Origin of the sequence: Alteromonas sp. MmMcT2-2 (genome assembly GCF_022348305.1) — a bacterium.
GTDB classification, from domain to species: domain Bacteria; phylum Pseudomonadota; class Gammaproteobacteria; order Enterobacterales; family Alteromonadaceae; genus Alteromonas; species Alteromonas macleodii.
The window spans coordinates 51,465-77,171 of record NZ_JAKRFA010000015.1; the positions used below are offsets into that span (position 1 = coordinate 51,465).

General features: G+C 45.7%; 16 protein-coding genes. 12 read left to right on the plus strand and 4 right to left on the minus strand.

Going from position 1 to position 25,707, the window contains the following annotated elements; genetic code table 11:
• Nucleotides 1-3: 3 nt before the first annotated feature.
• The 3 genes from MHM99_RS10730 (at nt 4) to gorA (ending at nt 4,640) form a co-directional block, all read left to right on the plus strand.
• A complete protein-coding gene (locus tag MHM99_RS10730) occupies nt 4-1,671 on the plus strand; it encodes an ATP-binding protein (protein ID WP_239219285.1) in 1,668 nt (555 codons plus the stop codon).
• A gap of 70 nt (nt 1,672-1,741) precedes the next feature.
• Complete coding sequence (locus MHM99_RS10735) at nt 1,742-3,049, plus strand: response regulator (RefSeq protein ID WP_239219287.1); 1,308 nt, start codon at nt 1,742-1,744, stop codon at nt 3,047-3,049.
• 244 nt (nt 3,050-3,293) lie between these two features.
• Entirely contained in the window at nt 3,294-4,640 is a 1,347-nt protein-coding gene (gene gorA, locus MHM99_RS10740; RefSeq protein WP_239219289.1) for a glutathione-disulfide reductase, read from the plus strand.
• Between the two features lie 89 nt (nt 4,641-4,729).
• On the opposite strand, the gene MHM99_RS10745 is transcribed toward gorA, so the two are convergent.
• The 3 genes from MHM99_RS10745 to MHM99_RS10755 form a co-directional block, all read right to left on the minus strand.
• On the minus strand, nt 4,730-6,976 hold the full coding sequence (locus MHM99_RS10745; protein WP_239219291.1) for a molybdopterin oxidoreductase family protein: 2,247 nt from the start codon (nt 6,974-6,976) through the stop codon (nt 4,730-4,732).
• 130 nt (nt 6,977-7,106) lie between these two features.
• The gene (locus MHM99_RS10750) at nt 7,107-9,224 is read right to left on the minus strand and encodes a TonB-dependent receptor (RefSeq protein ID WP_171337414.1); all 2,118 of its coding nucleotides are present in this window, start codon (nt 9,222-9,224) and stop codon (nt 7,107-7,109) included.
• A gap of 89 nt (nt 9,225-9,313) precedes the next feature.
• Nucleotides 9,314-10,444: a PepSY-associated TM helix domain-containing protein gene (locus tag MHM99_RS10755; protein WP_171337415.1), complete on the minus strand. Its 1,131-nt coding sequence runs from the start codon at nt 10,442-10,444 to the stop codon at nt 9,314-9,316.
• Nucleotides 10,445-10,614: 170 nt separating this feature from the next.
• Between MHM99_RS10755 and MHM99_RS10760 the strand changes: the two genes are divergently transcribed.
• The 8 genes from MHM99_RS10760 to MHM99_RS10795 all read left to right on the plus strand — a co-directional run bounded on the left by MHM99_RS10760 (nt 10,615) and on the right by MHM99_RS10795 (nt 22,452).
• The gene (locus tag MHM99_RS10760) at nt 10,615-13,950 is read left to right on the plus strand and encodes an amidohydrolase family protein (protein WP_239219293.1); all 3,336 of its coding nucleotides are present in this window, start codon (nt 10,615-10,617) and stop codon (nt 13,948-13,950) included.
• A gap of 237 nt (nt 13,951-14,187) precedes the next feature.
• Nucleotides 14,188-14,733: a hypothetical protein gene (locus MHM99_RS10765; RefSeq protein ID WP_239219295.1), complete on the plus strand. Its 546-nt coding sequence runs from the start codon at nt 14,188-14,190 to the stop codon at nt 14,731-14,733.
• Nucleotides 14,734-14,755: 22 nt separating this feature from the next.
• A complete protein-coding gene (locus tag MHM99_RS10770) occupies nt 14,756-16,012 on the plus strand; it encodes a hypothetical protein (RefSeq protein ID WP_014950954.1) in 1,257 nt (418 codons plus the stop codon).
• Between the two features lie 77 nt (nt 16,013-16,089).
• Nucleotides 16,090-17,538, plus strand: a complete 1,449-nt coding sequence (locus tag MHM99_RS10775; RefSeq protein ID WP_069945062.1) for a hypothetical protein — start codon at nt 16,090-16,092, stop codon at nt 17,536-17,538.
• An 11-nt stretch (nt 17,539-17,549) separates the two neighbouring features.
• A complete protein-coding gene (locus MHM99_RS10780) occupies nt 17,550-19,532 on the plus strand; it encodes an SUMF1/EgtB/PvdO family nonheme iron enzyme (protein WP_239219305.1) in 1,983 nt (660 codons plus the stop codon).
• Between the two features lie 125 nt (nt 19,533-19,657).
• The gene (locus tag MHM99_RS10785; RefSeq protein WP_014977564.1) at nt 19,658-20,428 is read left to right on the plus strand and encodes a MotA/TolQ/ExbB proton channel family protein; all 771 of its coding nucleotides are present in this window, start codon (nt 19,658-19,660) and stop codon (nt 20,426-20,428) included.
• A gap of 15 nt (nt 20,429-20,443) precedes the next feature.
• Nucleotides 20,444-21,502, plus strand: a complete 1,059-nt coding sequence (locus tag MHM99_RS10790) for a vWA domain-containing protein (protein WP_014977565.1) — start codon at nt 20,444-20,446, stop codon at nt 21,500-21,502.
• Nucleotides 21,502-22,452 (plus strand): VWA domain-containing protein, encoded by a 951-nt coding sequence (locus tag MHM99_RS10795; protein WP_014977566.1) that lies wholly within the window; start codon nt 21,502-21,504, stop codon nt 22,450-22,452. Before MHM99_RS10790 ends, MHM99_RS10795 begins: the two co-directional genes overlap by 1 nt.
• A gap of 38 nt (nt 22,453-22,490) precedes the next feature.
• Here MHM99_RS10795 and MHM99_RS10800 read toward each other — a convergent pair whose 3' ends face one another.
• Nucleotides 22,491-24,035 (minus strand): hydroxymethylglutaryl-CoA reductase, encoded by a 1,545-nt coding sequence (locus tag MHM99_RS10800; protein ID WP_239219307.1) that lies wholly within the window; start codon nt 24,033-24,035, stop codon nt 22,491-22,493.
• 418 nt (nt 24,036-24,453) lie between these two features.
• Here MHM99_RS10800 and MHM99_RS10805 point away from each other — a divergent pair, with 418 nt between their 5' ends.
• A complete protein-coding gene (locus MHM99_RS10805) occupies nt 24,454-25,707 on the plus strand; it encodes an HlyD family efflux transporter periplasmic adaptor subunit (RefSeq protein WP_014977568.1) in 1,254 nt (417 codons plus the stop codon).

Sequence of the window (25,707 nt, forward strand, 5' to 3'; positions counted from 1 at the left end):
CGTATGAAACTGTCGTTGCGTATAAAAACAATAACAGGCATCGCATCAATAGCAGCGCTTTTGCTGCTAGTGCTCATTGTGACGGTGTTTCAGCTACTTAATGACCTTGTCGACAGTAATATAAAGAAGTCAGCCGACACCACAGTTGCCCTTTTTGTTTCGACGACAAAAAATGCCTTTTTAAGTTATGACCTTGCAGCTCTAGATGCCGACGTCTCAGAAATTCTTACCAACCCCAATATTGCTTACGTCAAAGTTAAAGACAAATTAGGCAGAGTTTTCGTAGAAAAGGGTAACACCAACGCACTAAACCGCCCTTTTACTGCCGACACAAGTGTTTCGGACGCTGATGATGGTATTTACAACACCCGAGCCCCCATCATGGTGAACAGGACTTTGTACGGATATGTAGAGATTGGGCTTAACATTGCTTCAGTAACTGAATCTGTATCAAGGGTGAGAAACTGGACAGTTACACTGGCTTTTCTAGAATTTATTTTGGTCGGATTGTGCTCTTACTTACTTGGTTCTTACCTGATGTCGCAGCTTCATCAATTACACGAAGGCGCTAAACGTTTAGGTGATGCAGTGAAAAACAACAGCTATCAAGATGTTTTTGTTCCCGTGCGCGGCACTGATGAGTTAAGCGAACTGGCAGAGGCATTTAATCAACTGGTTGAGCGTTTAAAAGAAGAACATGCGCAGCGTCAATACGCGCAAGATGAGCTTAAAGAGCTTAACACGCTACTTGAAGAAAAGGTTCAGGATAGAACCGCATTGCTGCATCAGAAAAACTATCAACTCCAAGAGGCCAATAAAGATCTAAAAGAGACCCAGGTACAACTACTTCAAGCTGAGAAAATGGCGTCAGTTGGCCAGCTAGCAGCGGGGGTCGCCCATGAAATTAACAATCCTGTCGGTTTTGTCAGCAGCAACATATCCACCTTAAGCGAGTACGTTGCTACCTACCAAATGATATTCTCACAAATTAACGCGGTGCTTAATGAGCAAGACGAGGGTAAGCGTGCTTCTGCCTTATCAGAACTAGAAAAAATGTTAGCTAATCAGGATATGGCGTTTATCAATGAAGATATCACCGACCTCCTCAGCGATTCGAGAGACGGTTTAAGTCGGGTTGCTGAAATTGTAAAAGGGTTAAAGCTATTCTCTCGTGTAGACAGTGACCACATGCAGCAGCACAACATTAATGATTGTGTACGCACTACCCTTGCCATGGTGAACAACCAATTAAAGTATATTTGTACTGTCGAAACGCATTTAGGCAAAGTCCCTGACGTTGCCATGAATGTAGGCAAGGTTTCTCAGGTTGTTACCAACTTACTCATTAACGCGGGTCAAGCGATAGAGAGCACGGGTAAGAACGGTAAGATAACTATTACCACCTGTACTGCGGGCAAGTTTGTCGAGCTTCGTGTAGAAGACACTGGCTGCGGTATTCCATCAAGTCATTTAGACAAACTCTTCAATCCATTTTTTACAACTAAACCTGAAGGGCAAGGCACTGGCTTAGGTCTTTCAATTTCGTTTGGCATTGCTCAGGAGCATGGCGGCACGCTCTCAGCCACCAGCAAAGAGGGGGAAGGAAGCGTATTCACCTTAGCGCTCCCCATTAATTCAGATTCAGATAAAAAGTCAGAGAGCGAAGGATGAAGCAAGTAATAGTGTTATCAAGCAGCATTGCGTGTAATAGTTGTAACGTCGCTTATAAGGATAATAATTCATGACAGAGCGTACTACGGAACAAGCCACGACCTACACGGTTCTATTTGTCGACGACGAACCGAATATCCTTCGCGCTATTAAGCGTGCTCTGTTCACTATGGATATCACCTTACTGCTTACTGATAGTGGTGCCAAAGCGTTAGATTTAATGAGTAAACACGATGTTCACGTTGTTATTTCTGACATGAAAATGCCGCAGATGTCAGGTGCGGAATTACTCGAACAGGTCGCTACCAATTATCCTGAAACCTTTAGAGTTGTACTAACGGGCTATGCCGACATTGAATCGACCATTAAGGCTGTAAACCAAGGCAAGATACACCGTTACCTGCAAAAGCCATGGGACAACCAAGAGCTTATCGCTGTTGTAGAAGAAGGCTTAGAACGCGTTAAGTTAAAGGCGGAAAACCTTCGTCTTCAAAAACTAACACGACTGCAAAATAAAAAGCTACGCGACGTAAATGCTTCACTAGAACAAGTGGTTAAAAAGCGCACGCGCCAAATAAAAGCGGCGCTAAATAAAATCGAAAAACACAACCTTGCAATGGAGCAGGTGCTGTTCAACGTGATAAGCATTAACCCTGACATTAATGGTAAGTTTGCCATTGAGGTTAGCGAGTTGGCATCAAAACTAGCGCGTATTGCTCGGTTAGAGAAAGAAGAAATCAAACAGGTGCGTTATGCGGGCCTTATCTGCGAGCTTGGGTTACTAGGGCTTGAAAGCGAAGATTTTAAGGCGCCATTTTCAAAGCTTAAATATCAACAGCAGCAAAACTATCTATCGCAAACCAAGCAGGCTGCGTTAATACTTGCTCCGGCTCATGAACTACATCAAGTTTCTGACATTATTGAATTTCAGTTCGAGCACTATAATGGCTCAGGCTTGTATAACAAAGTTGCAAAAGAAATTCCTGCTGGCGCGCGTATCTTGGCCATAGCCCGAGATTACTGGCGCTTAGTAACCGGCAGAATGAGCGGTATCGAAATGAGCCCTCGCGATGCCAAACTAGAAATGAAAAAGCACAGAAACACCCGCTATGACGGTGAATTTTTGGACCTGTTACTCGAAGCAGAAGATGTAACGACATCTAAACTGCTTTCTACATCATTGAAAGCCTCGCAGCTCAAAGCAGGCATGGTACTAGCCCAAAATTTGTATAACGATAGTCACATCCTTATCCTTCCCGAGGGACATGTGTTTAGTGATGCCACCATTCAAAAACTCGTACACTTTGAAGAAGAACGTGGAAAAGCGTTTAGTATTCAAATAGAACCAGAAGAGCTTTCTGCTACTATAAGTGAATAAGTTCTACAGGTTACGTGCTGAAAGCAGGATGAGCGATGCATGAATATGCTTCGCTTTGTCTTAGCCTTTTAATTAGGCTGCACTGTCCCCATTGATAAACTAAATGAAATTCCCTAAAGCAAATCTCGGTCTTTTGATTATTCTTTATGACAAGACCGATAGAGAATGATTTGCTGTGCGAACCTTCCGAAGGCATTTATGCTTATCGTTTACGTTCGCCTAACCGACAAAGAAGGCTTTTTGAATGACACATTTTGATTATATATGTATTGGCGGTGGCAGCGGTGGTATCGCATCTGCAAACCGTGCAGCTAAACACGGAAAGAAGGCCGCCATCATTGAAGCGAAAGATATTGGCGGTACTTGCGTGAACGTTGGCTGCGTGCCTAAAAAAGCCATGTGGTACGGAGCACAGGTGGCTGAAGCCATACATCGCTATGCACCTGAATACGGGTTCGATTTGTCGGTAAATCACTTTAGCTGGGACAGCCTAATTGCCAGCCGCCAGGCTTATATTGAGCGTATTCATGCTTCTTACGACCGCGCTCTTACCGCAAATGACGTTACCTTAATTCGCGGTTTCGCGAAGTTTATCGATAACAACACGGTAGAAGTCAACGGCGAAAAGTACACGGCTGACCATATTACGATTGCTGTAGGCGGCCGCCCAATCATCCCAGATATTGAAGGTGCTGAGTACGGTATTGATTCTGATGGTTTCTTTGCCTTAAAAGAGCAGCCGAAGCGCGCTGTCGTGGTTGGCGCAGGCTACATTGGAGTTGAACTGGCCGGCGTTCTTCACGCCCTTGGCACAGAATCGCATTTGGTAGTTCGCAAACACGCTCCACTTAGAAATTTCGACCCTATTATTCACGAAACCTTAGTGGATATGATCCACGCTGAAGGTTGCAAATTGCACGACCATGCTAGCGTAGAGAAAGTGGAAAAAGCTGACGATGGCGAGCTATCAGTACACTTAACCAATGGCGAAGTGTTAAAAGCTGACTGCTTGATTTGGGCGATTGGCCGTAAACCCTCTACTGACAAAATTGATATTGAAAATACCGACGTTGAACTGAACGACAACGGCACGGTTAAGGTCGACAAATATCAAAACACCACGGCAAAGAATGTCTACGCGGTTGGTGATATTACCGGTGAAGCAGAGCTTACTCCAGTGGCAGTTAAAGCAGGTCGCTTGCTAAGCGAACGCTTATTCAACGGCAAAAAAGACGCTCACATGGATTATTCAATGATTCCAACCGTGGTCTTTAGTCATCCACCCATTGGCACTATTGGCTTAACCGAGCCAGAAGCTATTGAAGAATACGGTGAAGACAACGTTAAAGTGTACACCTCTAGTTTTGCGTCTATGTACACCGCGGTAACCCGCCACCGTCAAATGACCAAGATGAAGTTGGTATGCGCGGGTAAAGACGAAAAAGTGGTAGGCCTTCACGGTATTGGGCACGGCATGGATGAAATTCTGCAAGGCTTCGCCGTTGCCATAAAAATGGGCGCGACTAAAGCTGACTTTGATGCGTGTGTAGCTATTCACCCTACCAGTGCAGAAGAGTTTGTTACTATGTAGATCGCGTTCTGGAATGTTAGACTGTAGCTGAGCACTTTCTCACAAAAGCCGGCATTAGCTTTTTAGTTAATGCCGGCTTTTTTATGTGTTTAACTTACTTTTTCTAGCTCCACGGGCACGCCATTTAGCACCGCATTTCCCGATAATTCGTCTACCTGTAAATCGTCAGTAAGAATATTGGTGTTTACCCCAGGGTGCTGACTTGCCACAGACAACTTTATGCCTTTTTTGTTGTGCCCCCATCCATGGGGAATAGATACCACGCCAGGCATAATTGCATCTGTGATTTCAGCCTCTATGGTTAGCCGGCCAACCCGCGATTTCACACTTACCTCATCGCCATCTGTAATGCCATATTTAGCCCCGTCATCAGGGTGAAGCTGCAGCGTACAGCGGTTATTACCTTTCACCATACGAGGGCTGTTATGCAGCCACGAATTATTAGTTTTAATATGCCGGCGCCCTATCAAAACAACGGGCTGATTTTGCGGCGTACCATGGTTCGCTTTTCCAAAAAAATGCGTGTTAACCCTGTCTAAATCAGCCATGAAGTAATCAAAATCTAAGTGAATCTTCTTATCTTCATGGAACAAGGCATGAGGCAAAGACGGCTGTAGCGGCCCCAAGTCGATACCGTGTGGGTGTGCTTTAAGCGTATCAATCGACAACCCGCCTTCCGGGATAGCGGTTGAAGTTTCGCTTAAGTTAGCATCAGCGCCCTCTTTTTTACTTGCTGCTCGACCATAAAGACCTGCTTGCAACAAATCATCGACCACACCTTTAGGCTGCTTGTCCCAAAGCGCAGCATAGTGTGCGGTGTTTTTTCCGTTTAGCGCATCGAGCCTTTCTGCTAACGAAAGGTATATTTGCCAGTCGCTAAGCTGGTATTCGTCAATGTCCACCACCGCTTCCGAATACTTAGCGAAATTTCGCACGGCAAAGTTGTGAAAAACAATGTCGTAGTGGTCGCGTTCTAGCGCGGTTACCGGAGGAAGGATCACATCTGCATGTCGGGAGGTTTCGGTAACGTAAAAATCCACCGCAACCATAAAATCGAGTTGAGGAAATGCTTTATCAAGCTGTTCTGCATTTGGTGTAGTGACCACGGGATTACCTGCACCAATTACCATGGCCTTAATTTGTCCTTCTCCCGGGGTTAAGATTTCCTCGGCTAAACACGCCACCGGATACTCACCAGCAAACGCCGGAAGCCCTCTTACGCGAGAGGTAAATCCGCCCATGCTGCCCTTGCCTGATACAGGTAATACGTCGGCGGCTGGCTGAGTAAACATCATGCCACCCCGCTTATCTAGGTTTCCGGTGAGCATATTAAACAGCATGATGAGATACTGAGTGAGCGTACCAAACGCTTGTACGCTAGCCCCCATCCTTCCATAACAAACTGCAGACTCAGCATTGCAGAAGTCCAAAACAAGCTGAGTGATTTGTGAAGCTGTAATACCGGTAAGCTCGCTCACCTTTTGTGGTGAATAATCGCGAACGTATTTTTCGACCGCTTTTATATCCTCGGCATAAGGTAAAATTTCATCCGCCTTGTATAACTGCTTTTCAAACAATACATGCAGCATAGCTAGCAGTAACAGCGCGTCACTGCCTGGACGAATAAAGTGATGTTCACAGCTGATATCGGCAGTTTCGCTGCGTTTAGGGTCGATAACGACGACCTTCCCTCCACGTTTTTGAATGCCCTTTAAACGCTTTTTCACGTTTGGCACGGTCATAATGCTGCCATTAGAGGCCAGCGGATTCCCGCCGATGATCATAAAGTGCTGCGTGTGATCAATGTCAGGAATGGGAATTTGGGAGATATGACCAAACAGTCGTCGACTAACAATATGATGGGGCAACTGGTCAACGGAGGTAGCGGAATAGCGGTTGTGCGACTTGAGGGCACGATAGAAATACGGTCCGAATAATATTGAGCCCATATTGTGCGCATTGGGATTTCCTAAATACACACCTACCGCATTATTGCCGTGTGCCTGCTGGATGTGGTGTAAATTGTTTGCGACCAAATCAAAGGCTTCATCCCACGAAATCTCTTCCCAGGTGCAGTCTTCCAATGCACTGTCTTCCGATGCACTCGCCTCGCCGTCAATTCGTACCCTTTTTACCGGGCGCTTCAAGCGGTCAGGATCGTCGTACAAGTCTTTTAACGCACTCGCTTTCGGGCAGATATGACCTTGGCTAAATGGGTTTTCTTTATCCCCTTTTATTGACAGTATTTGACGGCCTTTCGTCGCTACCTCAATACCACACATTGCTTCACAAAGCGTACAAGTAGAATAATGCAATTGTTGTTCAGCGTTGCTCACGGTAATTCCTACACAATTCATTGTTAATGAGTTGTTACGAAATTAGCGATTATTGCTGTAATAGACAAGCATCACTGAAAGTGATGGTAGAGAGAAGGCACCTCGCCACAATTAGACGAGGTGCTATTGGTTAGAAAGAGTAAGTCACACCAAGGGTTGCTGTGGTGCCTAATCCTTTAATATTGTAGCCACCGTAGGTGTATGACTGAGCGCGCGCAGGATAGTAGTCGCTGTTAAACAGGTTTTCGACACCCATAAACGCGTTCCAGTTTTCAGCGAACTGGTACTGTCCACTTAGGTTAACAATATTATAGCTCGATATAGGTCCTTGATCGCCCACATAGTCGCCGTCAGCATTTGGCGAGAAGCGTTTACGATCACCCACATACAGATAGCTAACTGTTAACGATAAAGTGTCTGATGGCTTCCAGTTTACGTTTGCCGTTGCTTTGGGTGGACTAATTTGGCGAGAGCCAAGGTACACATCAGCTTCGGTATTTTTCCCTTCAACGTAACTATATGTGGCTATCACATTGAGCGTTTCAGAGATTCGATAGTCTACTAAGCCTTCATAACCCCAAATTTCCTGTGGTGCGCGTACAGGCTCATACACACCTGTCACTTCGTTGAAACTATTGGTCGTACCAAGTTCAGATGTACTTCTGTAAGCCGCAACTTCAAGGCGTACCTGGTCGAAAAGAGAAGTGAAACCCACTTCGTAGTTATCGATGATAGAAGCTTCCGTTTGAATAAGACCAATATCATCTACCGTTGCAGCGCGCAGTAGGCGGCCAATGTCAGCGATATCTGAACCTTGCGAGTAATTGAAAAACGGGCTAAAGCTGTCGCTCCAGTTATACTTAATTGCAATGTTATAAGTGGTTGCGTCGTAATCTATAGTGTCCCCCTTAACTTGAAGAGGAACAGAGCATTGAGTTTCAGAGCGACACAGCTTCAGTGTTTCGTAGTCATCAACCGATAAATCGATACTCTCCCTTCTCACACCTGCCTTTACAATAACGTCGTCGTGAATTACCCATTTTGTTTGTAAAAAGCCAGCTAAGCTGTCCATTTCCATTTCAGGAACCCACACGCGCCCATCAACCAGCGGTTGTGAGGTAGTGTCTTTCAGTGCGTCGATACCATAGATAAACGTGGCTTCTACGCCATCGAAATCAATGGCAGTATTAAACGTCGCGCGAGCGCCGCGCTTTTCAGAGCGAATAATAGACTGGCCGCCGTCGTAGCCTTCATCGGGGTTAGCTAAGTTAGGCGAAAAGAAGAATACGTTCTCAATATCTTGCGAGTACACATCAAGCGTCATTTCACTGTTTGCAAAGATATTGCTGTCTGTGTATTTCAAGGTGATGTTCTCATTTCCGTCAGGCCCCTGAGGTTTACCGCGTTTTTGCAGAGCTTCAGGTACGTGAATAGCGTAGGTTTTCACGCCTTCGTTGATGTCTCCGGGAACATCTCCCAAATCAGTTTTTTGTTGAGAGCTAAAGTAGTTGTAGCTAAATTGAAGGCGTTTCTCTTGATCGAAATCGTAACCAAATTTGGTAAAGTAGTTCTGTGTTTCAGCGTCTGACAGGCCGTACTGCAAACCTAAGATGTCGCCTTCTGCATCGCGCTGAACGCCGTTTTCCTCGTAACTGGCGGTAACAAGGTAATCGAAATTCTCCACCTTGCCGTTAATCGCAGCTGAAATACGCGCACCGGCTGACTCTTCAAGCTTCACTGCGCTAAAACGTGAAGACAAACTCACTTGGCCCTCATGCGTGTCTTGCGCTGTTGCTTGTTTGGTAATGTAGTTGATAATACCGCCTGACGCTCCATTGCCATAAACAGACGTAGCGCCCTTAATTACCTCAATTCTAGCAAGCGCGCTAGGGTCAATCGTTTTCACACCTAACGAGCCATTTCTAAGCGGCGTGGACTGAGGCACACCGTCAATCATCACAAGCGGAGCTCGTCCGCGCAAAGACTGGCCAGTATTGCTCGAACTACCTGTATCTGGAGCTAAGCCCGGCACCATCTGCGCTAACAAGCTCTGTAACTCGGGATTTACCTTTAGGTGATCTTCAATCTGCTTTCTTGAAATAACGGTGATTGACGCTGGTACTTCATCAATACTTTCAATAACACGACTTCCAGAAACGATAATACGTTCCATATCCTTTTGGGCATCATTAGCAAAAGAAGGCGCACTAACGGCTAAGGCAATGAGCGTAAGCGATGGTCTAAACATGAAAACTCTTTTAAGAAAATAAGGTTACGAAAGGCGCGTTATACTAAAGGTGTAGAAGAACAATGTAAAGATAATGAAAATTATTCTCATTATCTAAAGTGGCGTTTATACCAAAAGTAAAACCCTGTTATCGTAAAAAACGCAGGGAGTAATGCGATTAATAACCAGATAAATTCAAGCAATGGGCCCGCGAAATCACCAATGTGAAACTTGTATTTGAAGTTCCAAACCTGCGTCGCTACATTCGCTTTTGATGCATCGTAATAACCCGTTATTTCTCCATTTTGAGGGTTTGTCCAAACCCAGCTGTAGGCGTGAGACTCGCCGGGGTTTTGCATTCTGAAACCTATGTGTTCGCCTGAATTTTTTGGGAAGTAAATGCGAAATAGTGACGCATTGGGAAACACCGCTATGGCGTTTTGATAAGATGTATCGATAGCCACTGAAGCACTACTAGCATCGTGGGATAACGGTTCAGGTACTGGCCTTTTCTCAACTTTTGAAAAAGTAACGGTTTCCACCACCTGCTGCGTAGCGCTTTTCCAATTAAACGCCATGCCACTAAAAGCGATGAGTATTAGTGGTATAGCCAAATAAACGCCCAGCACTGTATGAAGTTGATACATGAGAATTCGAAACTTGGCGCGGCGTTTAATCGCAAGGCGTTTTATTCTATTTTTTGGCTTTACCCAAAGGTAAAAACCCACAATTACTTCAAGAAGTAGAACTAAGGCACTAACAGACACCCAATTTCTAAGTGGCCTTTCGTTGTCACCATCTTGATACAACAGCCATCGATGGATAGCCATGGTGAACCCATAAAACGTGCTGTAATAATCGTATCTATGAAGTATTTCGGTAGAGTTGGGGTTTACGCTTACGTATTCGCCATTGTTGAGCTTCCCTTGCCAAGCGAGTTCAGGGTCTGACTCGGGCATTAAAAGCTCGACTTTCTGACCCGTCTCGTCTTCCAGCGCATTCACTATGTAAGAAAGGGGTAAGGGCGATTCGTGAGATTCTATGGTCCACTTCTCTGGTTGGACAAAGGTTTGGATATCTTTTGCATAAATTAGCAATGCACCGGTGATGCTAAGGCAAATAATAAATAACCCACATACCAGCGCTAATAGAAGGTGCAGTCGTCGTACCCAAAGTTTCAAAACAGCGCTCACAAATTGCGAAATAAACGCGAATAGTAACGATTCTCGAAAATTGGTCAATGAAAGTTAAACGCTAAAATCGTGCTTACAATCGCATAAGCTAAATGAATCTATCCTACTTTGCAGTAAGATTAACCTTAGTTTTACAATTCAAGAGTACGTATCTTCATGTTAAGTCATGTACTCTGATGTAGACAGAAAATAAATAACAAGCGGTTGGAAACACAATTATGATAACGACAAAGAAAAGTTTACTGGCCATCACGCTAGTAAGCGCCCTGGGCTTGGGCGTCGCACCTACTTTATACGCCCAAAACGACAGTGAAGAAAAAACAGAATCCGAGCTTGAAACGTGGGAAGTCAGCAACCCACCTTATGCATTAAACGAAGTCACTATCAAAACAAACGAAACCACGTGGTCTAGCTTAGACGTTGCACCAAACGGCGAGTGTATGGTTTTTGACATGCTGGGTGACTTGTACAAAGTGAGCATGAGTGGTGGCGATGCGACCCCGCTGACCCAAGACTTCGCATGGAATATTCACCCTTCAATTTCTCCAGACGGTAAACAGATCGCATTTATCTCGGATAAAGATGGGTTAAGTAACGTATGGGTTATGGACATTGACGGTAGTAATCTTCGTCAGGTAACCAAAGAGAAAAGCAATCTTATCCACTCTCCTAAATGGAGCCCAGACGGCGAATACCTAGTGGTAACCAAAGGCATCATGTCTAGCCGTAGTATTCCTGCGGGCGAGATTTGGATGTACCACAAATCAGGTGGTGACGGCCTACAAATTAAAGCTCGTAACAGCGGAAAGCGCGACCAACAAAACATTGCTGACCCTGTATTCTCTCATGACGGCAAGTATATTTACTTTACCGAAAATACGGTTCCGGGCGCCCGCTTTGAATATAACCGCGACCCGTTAGAAGGCATTTTTGCTATCACTCGCTACGACCGCGAAACCGGCGAAGAGAGCCGCTATATTAGCGGTACGGGCGGCGCTGTGGTTCCTACGCCTTCACCTGACGGTAAATACATCGCTTTTGTGCGTCGCGTTAAAGATAGAACCGCGCTTTTCATTAAAGACATCAAGACAGGTGTAGAAACACCACTGACGTTAGAACTAGAGCGAGATATGCAGGAAGGCTTTGGTTCGGAAGGTTACTTTGCCTACTTCGACTGGATGCCAGACAGCAGCGAAATCGTATATTGGACAGGCGGTAAGTTCCACACTATCAACGTGAAAGATAAATCCACCAGCACCATGGACGTGACCGTTGAAGGCACGGTGAAATTTGCCGATGCGTTACGCTTTGACGTAGATGTCGCGCCTGATGAATTTGACGTTCGCATGATCCGCTGGTCTCAAATGTCGCCCAACGGTAAATCCGTACTCTTCCAAGCGTTAGGTAAACTTTATGTGCGCGACGTTAAATCTGGCAAAATTAAGCGTTTAACGAAACAAAACGACCATGACGAATACTATCCGCGCTTTTCTAACGACGGAAAGTCGATTGTTTATACGACATGGAATGACCAAGACCTAGGCACCGTTCGCGTGGTTTCTGCTCGTGGCGGGAAAGGAAAGGTTATTACCCAGCAGCCAGGTCACTACATTGAGCCGTCGTTCTCTGCCGATGGCGAGAAAGTCGTCTTCCGCAAGTTTACGGGCGGCTACTTATTAGACCCCAAATACTCGGTTGAGCCAGGAATTTACGTAGCAGATCTTGAAGAAGACACCGTAGAAAAAGTCTCTGATGGCGGCTACAACGCGCATTTCGCGGGTAACGACGACCGAGTGTATTTCACCGAATCAGCGGGCGGCGAAGCTTACTACGAAACCCAGCTTTCAAGCGTTAACCTTAAGGGTAACGACAAGCGAACTCACCTTTACGGTGCAGATAAAGTAAGTGAGTACAAACTTTCACACGATAAGAAATGGGTTGCGTTTGTTTACCAATTCAAAACATACGTGGCGCCGTTTGTCGAAAATGGCAAGCGCATCACCATAGGCCCGAACATGACCTCACTGCCGGTAACGCAGCTCTCAAGCCGTGCAGGTGAATACTTAACGTGGTCGCCTGACAATAGAACCCTTAGCTGGTTTAACGGCCCTACGCTATTTAGCCGTTCACTCGATGAAGCCTTTGCCTTTGTTGATGGCGCAGCGGAAACGCTGCCTGAGCCGGTAGCTGAAGGTATGGATTTGTCGTTTACCACTAAAGCTGACAAGCCATCTGGTTACAAAGCTTTGGTTGGCGGTAAAGTGGTAACCATGCGCGATGCCGACAACACCCAAGAGGTGATTGAAGATGGCGTTGTGCTGATTAAAGACAACCGCATTGAAGCAGTGGGTAAACGTGGCGATGTGACCATTCCTGATGATGCAATGAAAATAGACACAACGGGTAAAACCATTATCCCAGGGCTTGTTGATGCGCACGCTCACGGCTCGCAGGGCCGCAATGAGATTATTCCTCAGCAAAACTGGAGTCAGTACTCGAATGTGTCGTTCGGCGTAACAACCATTCATGATCCTTCAAACGACACGACAGAAATTTTTGCTGCGGCAGAATTACAGCGTAAAGGCGATATTGTTGCGCCACGTATCTACTCCACCGGCACGATTTTATACGGTGCAGAAGGACTAGGTTACAAAGCGATTATCAACAATTATGAAGATGCCTATTTCCACGTAGAGCGCTTGAAAGAAGCCGGTGCTATTTCAGTGAAAAGCTACAATCAGCCGCGTCGTGACCAGCGTCAGCAAGTGCTGTGGGCAGCAAAAAATCAAGAGATGATGGTAGTGCCTGAAGGAGGCGGTAAGCTTCAGCAGAATCTGACTATGTTGGTAGATGGCCATACGGGTCTTGAGCACAGCATTCCTGTGGAAAAAGGCTACAGCGACGTCACTCAACTATGGAAAGCCACGGAGTTCGGCTATACGCCAACCTTTGTTGTATCGTACGGCGGCATGATGGGTGAAGAGTACTGGTACGACAAAACTGAAGTGTGGAAGAACCCGCGTCTTCTTCGCTATACCCCGTCGACGATTCTAGACAGCCGTGCGATCCGCAGACCTACTGCGCCAGAAAATCAGTACAACCACCAAAACGTAGCAAGCTACGCCAAAGAGCTCCGAGATAATGGGGTCAGTGTACATATTGGTGCTCACGGACAGCGTGAAGGCTTAGCTGCTCACTGGGAGCTGTGGATCATGGAACAAGGCGGCTTCACGCCTTGGGAAGCGCTACGCGGCGGTACTATTGATGGCGCGAAACACCTAGGTATGGGCAAAGATCTTGGCAGTATCGAAAAAGGTAAACTTGCTGACCTAGTGGTGATTGATGGCGACGTATTAAGCGACATTAGAAAGAGTGAATTCGTAGAATACACTGTACTAAATGGACGCGTATACGAGTCGGCCACCATGAACGAAGTGGGCAGTAAGAAAAAACGCAAACCGTTCTTCTTTGAACAAGACAATGCCACCTTTATGCCGCAACAAACAACAGATGATGTGGAAGCGAAAGCGCACCACTATCATTGGGAGCATTAATTCTGCGTCCAAAGGCCTGTAGTAATAAATAGCATAAACTAGTAGGCCTTAATTAACCCAACGCTAAAGCCGACGAAAGCTTCCTGTTTCGTCGGCTTTTTATTTTCTGAATATGAAAACTTACCTGTGCATGTTTAAAACTGAGTTTAGTCTTAAGTAAAAGAGTGGTATAACTGCTTTAAGGATGGAGGGTAATATATGAACCACCCCAAATCAGATTAAAAGGACTTATTCGCCATGCAGTTTTATTTGCCACTAGCATTACTGCTTAACGCACTCATTTTTGCTTCAGCTGGCGCTCAAACGAGCGAAGCCCCTACCTATTATCAAGATTGCGCCGTTCTCGATTTTGGCGAACAAGATCTATCTACGATGACAGAAGCGGAGAAAATACAAGCGTTAGACGACTCCTTATTTGGCGCGCTAAACCAAAGCGAAGAATGCATGAACGCAGCGGCGCAATCGAGCGCACAAAGCGTAGCTAGCGCGGCGGGTCAAGGTACAGGGCAAGGCGCTGGTGCGGGTAATACCTCGAGCACATCATCTTCGGGGGCAGGCGCTGGGCAGTCTAGCTCACAAAGCAGCACTGCGTCTCAAGAATCATCGACGAATACACAAACAACCACTTCAAGTTCTGATCCTTCAAAACAGTCTGTTGGAGGACAAGCGAAAGGTGGAAGTTCAGCGGTATGTGACGCCGTAATTGCCGGCTTGCAAGGAGCAACAACTGAGTCTGAAAAGGCGCATTTCCAAGCATTAAAAGAGCAATACGGTTGTAAATAAAAAATCAGAGGAAGGAAAGGATATGTCTTCATTTAAACCCAAGGCCCTGTTTACCGTGGTCGCAACAGCATCGTTTATACTCTTGAGCGGATGTGGCTCAACGCAGACTAATGTCACCAGTGTAGGACCATCTATGGTAGGCCCAGGGGGCGGTCAGGCGTTAGGCGCGCAAAAAAATACCTACAACTACAACTCCGAAATTTATATGGATGTTGCCATACCTGTGTTTGACCCGGGCTTTCCTACAGAACGTGATGGCACTATCGATTACGATGAAATAGAAGAGGAAGGGATTTGGCCTCAAGTGCGTCGCTTAGAAGCTAACCGCTTTGCGATAGCAACCAAAGAAGCCCTAGGTGAAACCAAATCTTTCGGCAGCATTAACGTAACGCCAGATGCTTCTGCACTTGCCGATGTTTACGTGCTGGGCAAAATTAATTACTCAGATACTGAAACTGTAGAAATTGGCGTGAAAGTGATGGACGCTAAAAACACAGTATGGGGTGAAGAAGAATTTGAATACCGCGTAAGTGAAGGCTGGTATCGCGATGCCATGTCTCGCGGCGAAAACCCTAACGGCCCAGTTTTCGAGCAAATTGCAAAATTCGTTTATGATTTGCTTATAAAGAAATCCGATGCCTACAAGCAAGAAGTGCAAATGGTGTCAGACCTGCGCTACGCACAAATGTATAGCCCTGAGTCGTTTAGCCAATACCTTACTCAAGGCAGAAGAGGTGAGATTGAGCTAGTAAGTGCGCCTTCAGATAGCGATCCAATGCTTCGTCGCGTGCGCGCCATACAGGCAAAAGATGAACAATTTATAGATAGCCTTCAAGAAACCTATGATTCTTTTTGGGTAACCACTGAAGAGCCATACCGTAAGTACCAGAAAGAGACACTTCCTGAAGCCAAGAAAATCAGAGAACTTGAAGCAGAGCGCACCACACAACAAGTCACGGCAGGGTTATTCGCAGTCGCGTCAGTGCTTTTAGGCTCTAACTCTAGCTCAACGGCTGGTCAAGTAGCCGCTGCAGGTGCTGGTATTGCCGCAATTGGTACACTGAGCGAAGCAATCAAAACTAACAAAGAGCTTCACGCCCAACGGGATCTATTCGATGAAATGGGTCAAAACCTTGATATTCAGGTAGCCGATCAAATTGTTGAAATAGACAATCAACGAATTGAGCTTCAAGGCACAGCAAGCGAACAATACTACCAGCTTCGCGCTCGCCTTAAAGATATCTATGACATGGAATCCACACCAATGACTGCGCTATAAGCCCAGTCGTTGGTGTTATCAAAACCATTAAATAAGATATCTATTCTATTGTTAAGTTAGAGAGTAAAGGGTTACGCATGCCAAGCGTTGAGCAACAAATAGAGCAAAGCAGAGCAAAGAAAAAGGCACTCATAAAAAAGTCACTGCTCGGTTTTTCACTGGTCATGTTGATAGGCGTCGCAGGCGTGCTCCTTATCTCATATATGCCTACTGTCACATCGAACGTTACGGACGCCACGGATGACACGACGGCAGTACCCCAAACCGCAAAAGCTACACCCGCTGTGGAAGTTAATGCAGAAGAACGAAAAGCCCTTCAAATGGCGCTTAGCGAGTCAAAACAAAGTGTAAACGACTTGGTTAGTCGCGTTTCACACTCCCAGATGTTCTTAGAAAAAGCGAGTGAAGTTGAGCGCAAGTTGAATACTGCGTTTAATGAATATGGCGCGTCCAACTACAGCGCAGTTATAAATGCACTGGATGATATAAAGAGCTCAGTTGACACAATAAATACTGACTACGAAAACGCCTATACTCAACCTTATGAAGACGCCCTCCTTGCCTTCAATAACGGGAATGTTTCAAGCGCGTTTAACCTAAACAAAACGTCGTTAACGATAAACCCTGATTTCGAAAAAGCTAACATTTTGCAGCAACGCATTGATGTATTTGACGAGGTGCAAGACGCCTACGAGCAGGCACGCATTGGTAAGGTCGAGAACAACATCAGCAAACAGCGCGAAGCGTACGCAAAAATAGTACAGTTAGATCCTGCCCGTAAAGACGCACAGCAAGCACTTGATGCTATTAACCGGCAATTGCAAGACAGCCGATTTGATACGCTGCTAGCTCAGGCAAATCGAGCTATCGAGCAAGGTGACTACCCTGCTGCCGCAGAATTCCTCAATGACGCCAAAAGTCTAAAAGCTTCAAGCAGTGAGCTTGCCACCATTAGTAAAAAGCTCGCGTCTTTAATTGCTTCACAAGAGCAGCAGAAAATTGAAAATCAAGTCGCCTTGTTTGTCAGCGCAGATGAATGGCAAACCGTAAAGCTGCTAGCTAATAAAGGCCTCGCTAGCTTTCCAGCCAGCCCTGCTTTACTTGAGGCAAAACAAAATGCCGAAGCCATACTCGATGCAGAAAAAAGCTTGAGCGCTTACCAAAGGCGGCCAGAACGTTTATCGGATAACAACGTCAGAAATCTAGCCCTGCAAGACATTGCGCGAGCAGGTTCACATGCAGAAAAGAGCGCAAAACTGCGTGCCCAAATATCTTCACTTGAGCAAGTGATCGACAATATCAATCAGCCCCGTTCCGTAACAATAACGTCGGATAACGATACCTATATTAAGGTACTTGGAGTAGGCCTCGTGGGGGAAGTAAAAACAAAAACCATTCAGCTGAAACCTGGTACATATCGCATTGAAGGGAGCCGCGAAGGTTATCGCTCAACCATTCAAGAGATTGTTGTTTCACCGTCAGACACCAACCTATCAGTACATGTTGTATGTACTGAAAAAGTATAAGGACCTATCTAGTGAGCAGTATTGATGACGCCATTGCCAAAGGAAAGAAGCGAAGAAAGGGCGTTGCTATAGCTTCATTAATAGGACTGGCCGCCGTTCTCGTTGTTTATTTTGGCTGGCTGTTTCTAACCAAAGGTTATGCCTTTGCGGTTTCTCCAGAACGTGCAGCACAAAATCCGCAATTTGCTGTTTTAAGTGGTAGTGCGATGTTCATCAGTGACAAGCTTTACGTGTTTGGTAGCCATGCCAAAGTCCAGGTTTCGGCCCCAAAATATCAAGACGCCACGGTTGTTATTAACAACAACTCGCCAAGCACTATTAATGTTACGCTCGTTCCTTTACCGGCAAAAGTCACCCTATCAACCTCCCCTTCGTTGAGTGAAATAACCTGGCATTTAAACGCTGAAAAAGTAGCGGTATCGAGAACCTACGTAACGGAATTAAAAAAGGGCAGCTACAGAGCGAGCGCCAGTCATCCGCATTATGAAACGGGTGAGATCCAATTTGATGCAGATATCGCGCAGGAAATTGAACAAGTTATTTCACTTTCTCCAGTTAAGGGCGCAATTAGCATAAACTCAAGCCCTTCTGGTGCCAATGTTTCCCTTGACGGTAAAGATATGGGTGTCACGCCACTTTCTATTAATATGAATGGCGGTAAGTACGAAATTGTCGTGACGAAGTCAGGGCTAGAGCCATTGGAAGACACCATTGTAGTCACTAGCCAACGCCCTAACCCGACAAGAAACTATAACCTTCAACCCCTTCAAGCACAGATAACAGTTTCGACAGACCCTCAAGGCGGCGTACTTACAGTAAATAATAAACCGACTGATACAAAATCTCGTGTGGATGCGAATACGCCACATATCGTCAAGTATGAAAAAACCGGATTCATTTCACAAAGCCAGCGGATCACGCTAGCTCCCGGCGAGAACAAAGCGCTTACCTTCAACCTTCAAGAAGAGCGAGGACAAGTGAATATAAGCGCGTCGTTAAGTGCAAAAGTTTTCATCGACGGTTCACCTAAAGGTCAAACGCCGCTTAATTTAACGCTTCAAGCTTTACCGCACACAGTAACATTCGAACGTGAAGGATATCGCAGTGTTACCAAGACTATTACACCTAGCGCAAACAAGCCGGTGAAAGTGCACGCTGATATGCTTACAGAGTTTGAAGCAAGACGGCGTGAAGGTAAGCCGCTTTTTGCAAATACACTGGGTATTCAACTTTCGCTTGTTACACCCAAAGCCTTCACTATGGGCTCTCCTGCAAACGAAAAGGATCGCCAGCGCAATGAAACGCAAAGAGACGTATCTTTTTCGCGTAAATTCTGGATGTCTAATCACGAGGTTACTCAGGCGCAGTTCGCCGCGTTCGCAGGGAAAGGGCCTAGCAGCAAGCTACCGATCACGAATGTTTCGTGGAGTGATGCGGTTGCGTTTACAAATTGGCTAAGCGAGAAGGAAGGACTAACACCGTTTTATGTTGTTCAAAATGGCAGAGTAACGGGTATTGATAAAACCTCGAAAGGCTATCGTTTACCTACGGAAGCCGAGTGGGAATTCGTTGCAAAAATGAATCGCCGAGCATCACCAACAATCTTTGTTTGGGGTAATCAGTTTAGGCTTCGCGATAAACAAGGTAACTTCGCTGATGCATCGCTAAGTGGGAAACAGACCTTCATTTTAAAAGACTACGATGACGGATTTGTCGACAAAGCCCCTGTTGGTTCGTTCAAAGCTGAACGCGGTGGATTCTACGATTTAGATGGCAATGTGCGTGAGTGGGTCCACGATGTTTACCAGAATTCACCATCAAACCAGTCTGGTACTTTTGACGACTACCTAGGCCCTGTTGGACAAGGTAAACACGTAGTAAAAGGCGCGTCGTTTCAAACGGGTCGGCTTAAAAATATTCGCGCAAGCGCGCGCAGCGGTGAGACTGAACCTGCTGACGATATAGGCTTTCGCATAGCGAGATACGAGAATTAATATGAAAAAGAAACTGATCATTGCTGCAGTATTGTTGGCCATTGCGGGCACCGCAAGTGCGTACTTTGTATCGTTAGATTCGCCGCAAGACTTTCCAACTAACATTTAACTATCAAGGAATGATGATGAATAAAGAGAATACGTTGTCAATGAACCCCAGCTTTCTTGTAAGTGGCGGGGTCTTTCTATTTATATTTGCCTTGGTACATTTCCTATTTGCCGGTGTCATTCGCCCCGCGGCCGAAAAAGTCATGGCAACGGCTGGCACAGCGTCCCTATCCTCTTTCTGGGTTATTCTTAAAGATATCGAGCAACAGGTTTGTATCTCGCTGATGCTGTTTTGCATTTTCCTAATGGTTTACAAACTTTGGAAGCTGCTGGATGAAGAAGAGATTTACTCACGAGACTTACTGCCTGAGCACAACAAAGATACGCCACTAAATGTAGATAAAGCGTTAGATGAGCTTTCGTCTTCATCTTATAGCGACACCCCCGCATACAGCACGTGGATAAACTGCATTAGACGCTTTAAAAACACACAGAACGTGCAGCATGCTGCCGATGCAATCCACGCTTCGGTAGAAAATATTGCTGCCCAGCTTGAAAGTGGTAATAACGTGATTCGCTACATAATCTGGGCTATTCCTTCGATTGGTTTCGTTGGCACTGTTCGCGGTATTGGCGCAGCCCTTGCGCAAGCAGACGCAGCCCTAGATGGTGATATCGCGGGAATGACGGCTTCGCTGGGCGTTGCGTTCAACTCTACGCTCGTCGCGCTTTTTATATCGCTTATATTAATGTTGTTAATGCACCTGTTAAATGGTCGCCAAGACACTATGGTAATTCGCACACAAGAGTCTTGTGAACACCACCTTCTGTCACACCTTCACAACTAATTAGGCGAGACAGTAATGCCTAAAGTGCGTAAAGCCGAAGACGGATTTAACCTGGCGTTTTTAGACGTTATGGCCTGTGGCCTTGGCGCGGTTATTCTTATTTTCATTCTGGTCGACTTTAAAGCGTTTACACCTACACCAACTGAAGAGAAAGAAAAATTAGAGCAGGAACTCGCCGCCGCAGAGCAAGAACAACAAAAACTCAAAAAGTCGATTGACGAATTAAACGATAAAATTGCCCTTGAGTCAGCGAAGCAAGACGATGCTCAGCAAGCGCAAGCAGATACAACGCAAGACCAGTCAAAACTACTGCAAGATATCTCTACAGAAATGGCAGTAGTGGCTGATCTTGAAAACCAGCTAGCCGCATTGTCTAAAGAAGTAGAAAAGTCAGCCAACATTCAAATGCAAGGTACCGGCGAACAGAACTACATCACTGGCATGAAAATAGAGGGCCCGGAAATAGGTCTGCTAATTGACAAAAGTGCGTCAATGATGGGCGACAACTTGGTGGATATTTTAGGCAAGTTAGCGTTGAGTGATAGCCAGAAGGTCTCTACGCCGAAGTGGATACGCACCAAACGGGTAGCCCAATGGATGCTCGCGCGAGTCCCTTTAGAATCAAGAGTCACCGTAGTGACTTTTTCAGACACCGCTACCACACTAGGCCTTCGTGATGTAAATAGTGCCAAAGTCAGCGGTTCGATGAACGCAATAGTTAAAGACCTCGGTGCTGTCGTCCCCAATGGAGGAACAAATCTTCAAGAAGGTTTAAGCATTTTATTTAAAGCTAACCCAAACATCACCGATGTGTATATTGTCACCGATGGCCTTCCTACCTTGGGTGACGGACTACCTATGAGCTGCAAAAGCTTCATTAGTAGTAAAAAGTCAATTTCATCAGATTGCCGTAAGACCTTATTTGTTGAAACCGTTAAGCGCGCTAAGAAAGGCGTGCATTACAATGTGATTTTGCTGCCCATTGAGGGCGATCCTTTTGCTTCACCTATGTACTGGGAATGGACCCGCGCAACAAGCGGCACTTTCCTATCACCTGCTCCGGAGTGGCCTTAATGCGCAAAATTCAACGAGCCCCCGTTGAGGTATTCAACATTGCCTTTCTCGACATAATTTCCTGTGCTTTCGGCGCCGTAGTTATGCTGGTGCTTCTGGCCAAAAACGGTACTGAAGACACCGAGCGCGGCCCTAGTAACGTAAGCGTTCTTATTGACCAGGTATTACAGGCTCAAGTTGATGTGGAAACGCTCAAAGGCGCACTGTCAGATAAGCAACAAGAACTGAAAGCAGCACAAAGCAAAACGGCTTCCGTCACGGAACAGAAAGACAATTTAGACTCATCGATACCACGCGCACAACAAACCATTAATCAACTGAAAGACAAAGCTTCGTCGCTGCGTAACGAAATACGCCAAGCAACCGCTATGTTAAATACGCCGAATCCGACAGATACCCCTGACGATGATGTTGGTGGAATTCCCACCGATGCTGAGTACGTTATTTTTGCTATCGATAACTCGGGTTCCATGTCCTCTGGCAGTGGTTGGAATCGCGTGATCACCATCGTAAACGACATTTTAAAAAACCATCCTAAAATGAAAGGTTTTCAGATTATGTCTGCTGACGGAAGCTTTATGTTTTCCAGTAGAGCTGGGCAATGGCTAGATGACAGACAAACAATGAGAGATACCGCAATGAGCCAAATGAAGAGCTTTAAAGGAGGGGCGAGTCAGCCTGAAGCGGGGATCCTTAAAGCCATCAAGCTGTATAAAAACACCAAGGGGCGCGTGAGTCTTTACGTGTTTGGTGATGATTATCAAAGGCCGAATTTAGATCAGATTGTAAGTCAGATTACCCAAGCTAACCAAGGTGCCAATGGACAGCCTGTTATTCGTATACACGGCGTAGGCTTTAGCCGAAGTAATGGAAACGCACAGCGCTTTAGTGCATTTATGCAGGCGGTAGCGAAGCGAAACCGAGGCGCTTTCATCGGCCAATATTTTTAGTCTCTGTTGGCCGATGAATCGCCTCGTTGGCCAAGGTTTTATCTGTTTCGGCCATACTGTTCGTGTGACGACACCCAGTCTGACGAACTAATGGCTGATGCTAGTGATATCTCTCCAGCCAACACCACGGACGCCACAATTTCTGCAAATTTATACACGCGATCTCGCCCGTAGCAATCCAGCAACTCTAAGCACTCGCGCTGTGTACCTATTCCTGTACCACCGCCATACGTCGCTACGATGAGCGATGGAATGGTAATAGACACGTACAGGTCACCGTCGCCTGTTAATTCTGAATACATCATTGCCGCCGACGATTCAGATACGTTTGCAACATCCTGCCCTGTGGCGATAAACATAGCAGTAATACCGTTTGGTGAATGCAGACCCGTGTTATTCACACCAGATAAGAAAGATCCTACGCCAGCTACACGGCCGTGATAATCTATCTGTTTGGGGTCTACGCGCATTACTTCTAATAAATGTTCGCGTTTAATAGTGGCTTCAGCTGTCACCCGTTTACCACGGGTACGCATAATATTTATTTGAGAGGCCTTTTTGTCTGTAGCAAAGTTAGACTCAAGGTAGAAATTCTCTATCCCCTCATAATGATCAAGTATCCACCCGCATGCTGCGAAGGTAGCACGGCCAACCATGTTTTGACCCGCTGCGTCACCGGTCTTAAAGTTAAAACGCAAAAACGCAAATTTGTTCGATAGGAAATGGTCGATATACGTCAGCTTAGCAATACTTGAGGTCGCTTCTGCTTCTTCCTTAATCTTTTCAAAGTTTGCTTTAATCCATTTAACGAAATCTCTGGCACCTCGTGCATTTTCAAAAATAAATACAGGGGCTCGCTGCATAGCATCGTCGACGACCGTTGCCGTTACGCCACCGCTCATGTTAAGCAGCTTCATGCCTCGGTTGTACGATGCCACCAGCGTACCTTCGGTAGTCGCTAACGGCACGACAAACTCCCCTTGTGCATGCTCTCCGTTTATCTTCAACGGCCCTGCAATACCAATAGGAACCTGCGCCACGCCAATAAAATGCTCAATATTCCCCTTAAGCGCTTGTGGGTCGATTGAGTACTTACCTACGTGATCAATTTTCTTTCCGGTGGCGCTTTCGAAATATTCTTGGCGTGTTTTTATAATACTTTCGCCGTAGTCATCCATGTCGTCACGAGGAATAAAAGCGCTGCGTTGTCCTGGCGCAGTAATATTGTCTTCCACTTCAAATTTAAGCTTTCCAAAAGGCGAAGCAGAAAAGCAAATACCCAGTTTTCGCTTTTCTGGGCACGGCGCTTCATCAATATCTAAATGCACGGTAATGGTTTGACGCAAGCCAAAGGGCTCTCCGTCTGATTTATTTAATGCTTCTATGGAAATACTGGAGTCGGGAGTTAACTGGAGTGAAATTTTATGCTCTGGAATTTTTTCGCCATCAAGAGATATCCACTTTACTTCTTTAATGGTTGCGTCTTTCAATCTGTTTTTCAGAGAAAAAGATAAGCCTTTATCTGTCTTCGTAAGACTTGCGCGTGTATAGAGTTGCTTTAAAAGTATGCTGGGCACAAACATGAGGCTTCCTTCTGTGTGTTTTTACCGTGTTATTTTCATATTCCTTTGTTTTTTATAGCACATTCTTTATACAGCTCTATGACTTCTTTGTATTTTACTGGCAATTATTTGTGTCTGAATCACTTCTAAATTTGAGCCAGCCGCTTTCAAAAATGCGCCAACACCAGTGAAACCGTGTGCTACTGAAATATAGACCTTAGCAGTAATTCATCAAGTTCCCAACCCACCTAAAGTGAACACCGTCACCGCAGTAATGTTGACCACAAGGTATCTGGTAGTAACAAAACGGAGGCGTCAAGGACTGTGATGCCAAGGAGAAAAAGCCTAAACGGAAGTGGCGGCCAGATACCTTTAACGTGACCCAAACAAAGTTAGATAAGCACTGCAACGCAAATGCATAAACAAAAAAGGAATGGAGATGAGAACAGGACTGTTTAGAAAGGAAGTCATTGATGAGCAATCAAATGCTGTTGATGGACGTTTTTTAATGACCCCAAAACCTGTTTATTCTGCAATAGCTGGCCTGCTTGTGGTCTGGATTTTGGCAGTGATTATTTATCTAAATACGGGAAGCTACGCACGAAAGGCATCAGTGAGTGGATGGCTGGAACCCAGTCATGGCGTTTTTAAGCTCTATGCGGATGCAAGGCGCGGCAAAGTGCTTGATGTATTGGTCAGTGAAGGTCAATTAGTGAGTAAGGGCGCGCCGCTAATTAAGATCAACTACAGTAGCGATGATGCATCAGGTAATAAAGTTAGCACGCAGTTGCTCGCTGAGCTTGAAGCAAAGCAGCATCGAACACGTCAAAGTATTCAACGTCTTGATGTGTTGCATAGAGCGCAGCGACAAGGCTTAGAAGAACAACTAAGCCAAGCCAAACGGGCATTAACGGCTTTAGACGCCATCGTTGAATTGTCGCAAACCCAGTGGGCACTAGCACTAAAGCAGTGGGAGAAAGCGCAAACCTTACTTAATCAAGGGCACATTAGCCAAGCAGACTATGAAAACCATACGCTACAAAGATTGACCGCCGAACAACAGCTTACGTTGGCCCAAAAAGACCAAAATGACGAAAAGGCGAATATCGCTGCTCTCCACCATGAACTTGCCACTTTGCCTCAACAGCAGGCCAATGAAATGGCAAACGTGGAGAACACCTTGAGCGATCTCACGCAGCAAATAGTAAGTCACAAGAGTAACGCAGAAGAAACGATTTATGCGCCTCACAATGGCGTGATATCCGGCCTTCAAGTAAAGGCGGGATATACCATCGATAGCTCTCGCCCGCTTCTTACCTTACTGCCTAAAAATGCTGACATTCAAGCGCGTATTGCAGTTCCCGTGCGGTCTGCTGGATTTTTACGCAAAGGCCAAGCCCTGCATATTCGATACGACGCATTTCCTTATCAAAAATTTGGTGTGCAGTCAGGCGAGATAGTGAACATTTCACCTTCGTTGGTGCTACCTGGTGAGCTTACCGACATCCCTATTTCTATTAGTGAACCCGCTTATCTTGTTACTGCAACGCTAAATACAAAAGAAATATTGGCTTATGGAAACAATATTTCACTGAAAGCTGGGATGACATTTTCTGCAGACGTAGATTTAAGTCAACGTACGTTGATGGAGTGGTTAATGGAACCACTGTATAGCATTACTGGGAAGCTGTAA

Bases quoted from the DNA above. Each gene is read 5' to 3' on its own strand.
- MHM99_RS10790 (WP_014977565.1), top strand. From the start codon at position 20,444: ATGCCTAAAGTGCGTAAAGCCGAAGACGGATTTAACCTGGCGTTTTTA.
- MHM99_RS10795 (WP_014977566.1), top strand. From the start codon at position 21,502: ATGCGCAAAATTCAACGAGCCCCCGTTGAGGTATTCAACATTGCCTTT.
- MHM99_RS10785 (WP_014977564.1), top strand. From the start codon at position 19,658: ATGAATAAAGAGAATACGTTGTCAATGAACCCCAGCTTTCTTGTAAGT.
- MHM99_RS10750 (WP_171337414.1), bottom strand. From the start codon at position 9,224: ATGTTTAGACCATCGCTTACGCTCATTGCCTTAGCCGTTAGTGCGCCT.
- gorA (WP_239219289.1), top strand. From the start codon at position 3,294: ATGACACATTTTGATTATATATGTATTGGCGGTGGCAGCGGTGGTATC.
- MHM99_RS10765 (WP_239219295.1), top strand. From the start codon at position 14,188: ATGCAGTTTTATTTGCCACTAGCATTACTGCTTAACGCACTCATTTTT.
- MHM99_RS10800 (WP_239219307.1), bottom strand. From the start codon at position 24,035: ATGTTTGTGCCCAGCATACTTTTAAAGCAACTCTATACACGCGCAAGT.
- MHM99_RS10775 (WP_069945062.1), top strand. From the start codon at position 16,090: ATGCCAAGCGTTGAGCAACAAATAGAGCAAAGCAGAGCAAAGAAAAAG.
- MHM99_RS10770 (WP_014950954.1), top strand. From the start codon at position 14,756: ATGTCTTCATTTAAACCCAAGGCCCTGTTTACCGTGGTCGCAACAGCA.
- MHM99_RS10735 (WP_239219287.1), top strand. From the start codon at position 1,742: ATGACAGAGCGTACTACGGAACAAGCCACGACCTACACGGTTCTATTT.
- MHM99_RS10730 (WP_239219285.1), top strand. From the start codon at position 4: ATGAAACTGTCGTTGCGTATAAAAACAATAACAGGCATCGCATCAATA.
- MHM99_RS10760 (WP_239219293.1), top strand. From the start codon at position 10,615: ATGATAACGACAAAGAAAAGTTTACTGGCCATCACGCTAGTAAGCGCC.
- MHM99_RS10805 (WP_014977568.1), top strand. From the start codon at position 24,454: ATGAGAACAGGACTGTTTAGAAAGGAAGTCATTGATGAGCAATCAAAT.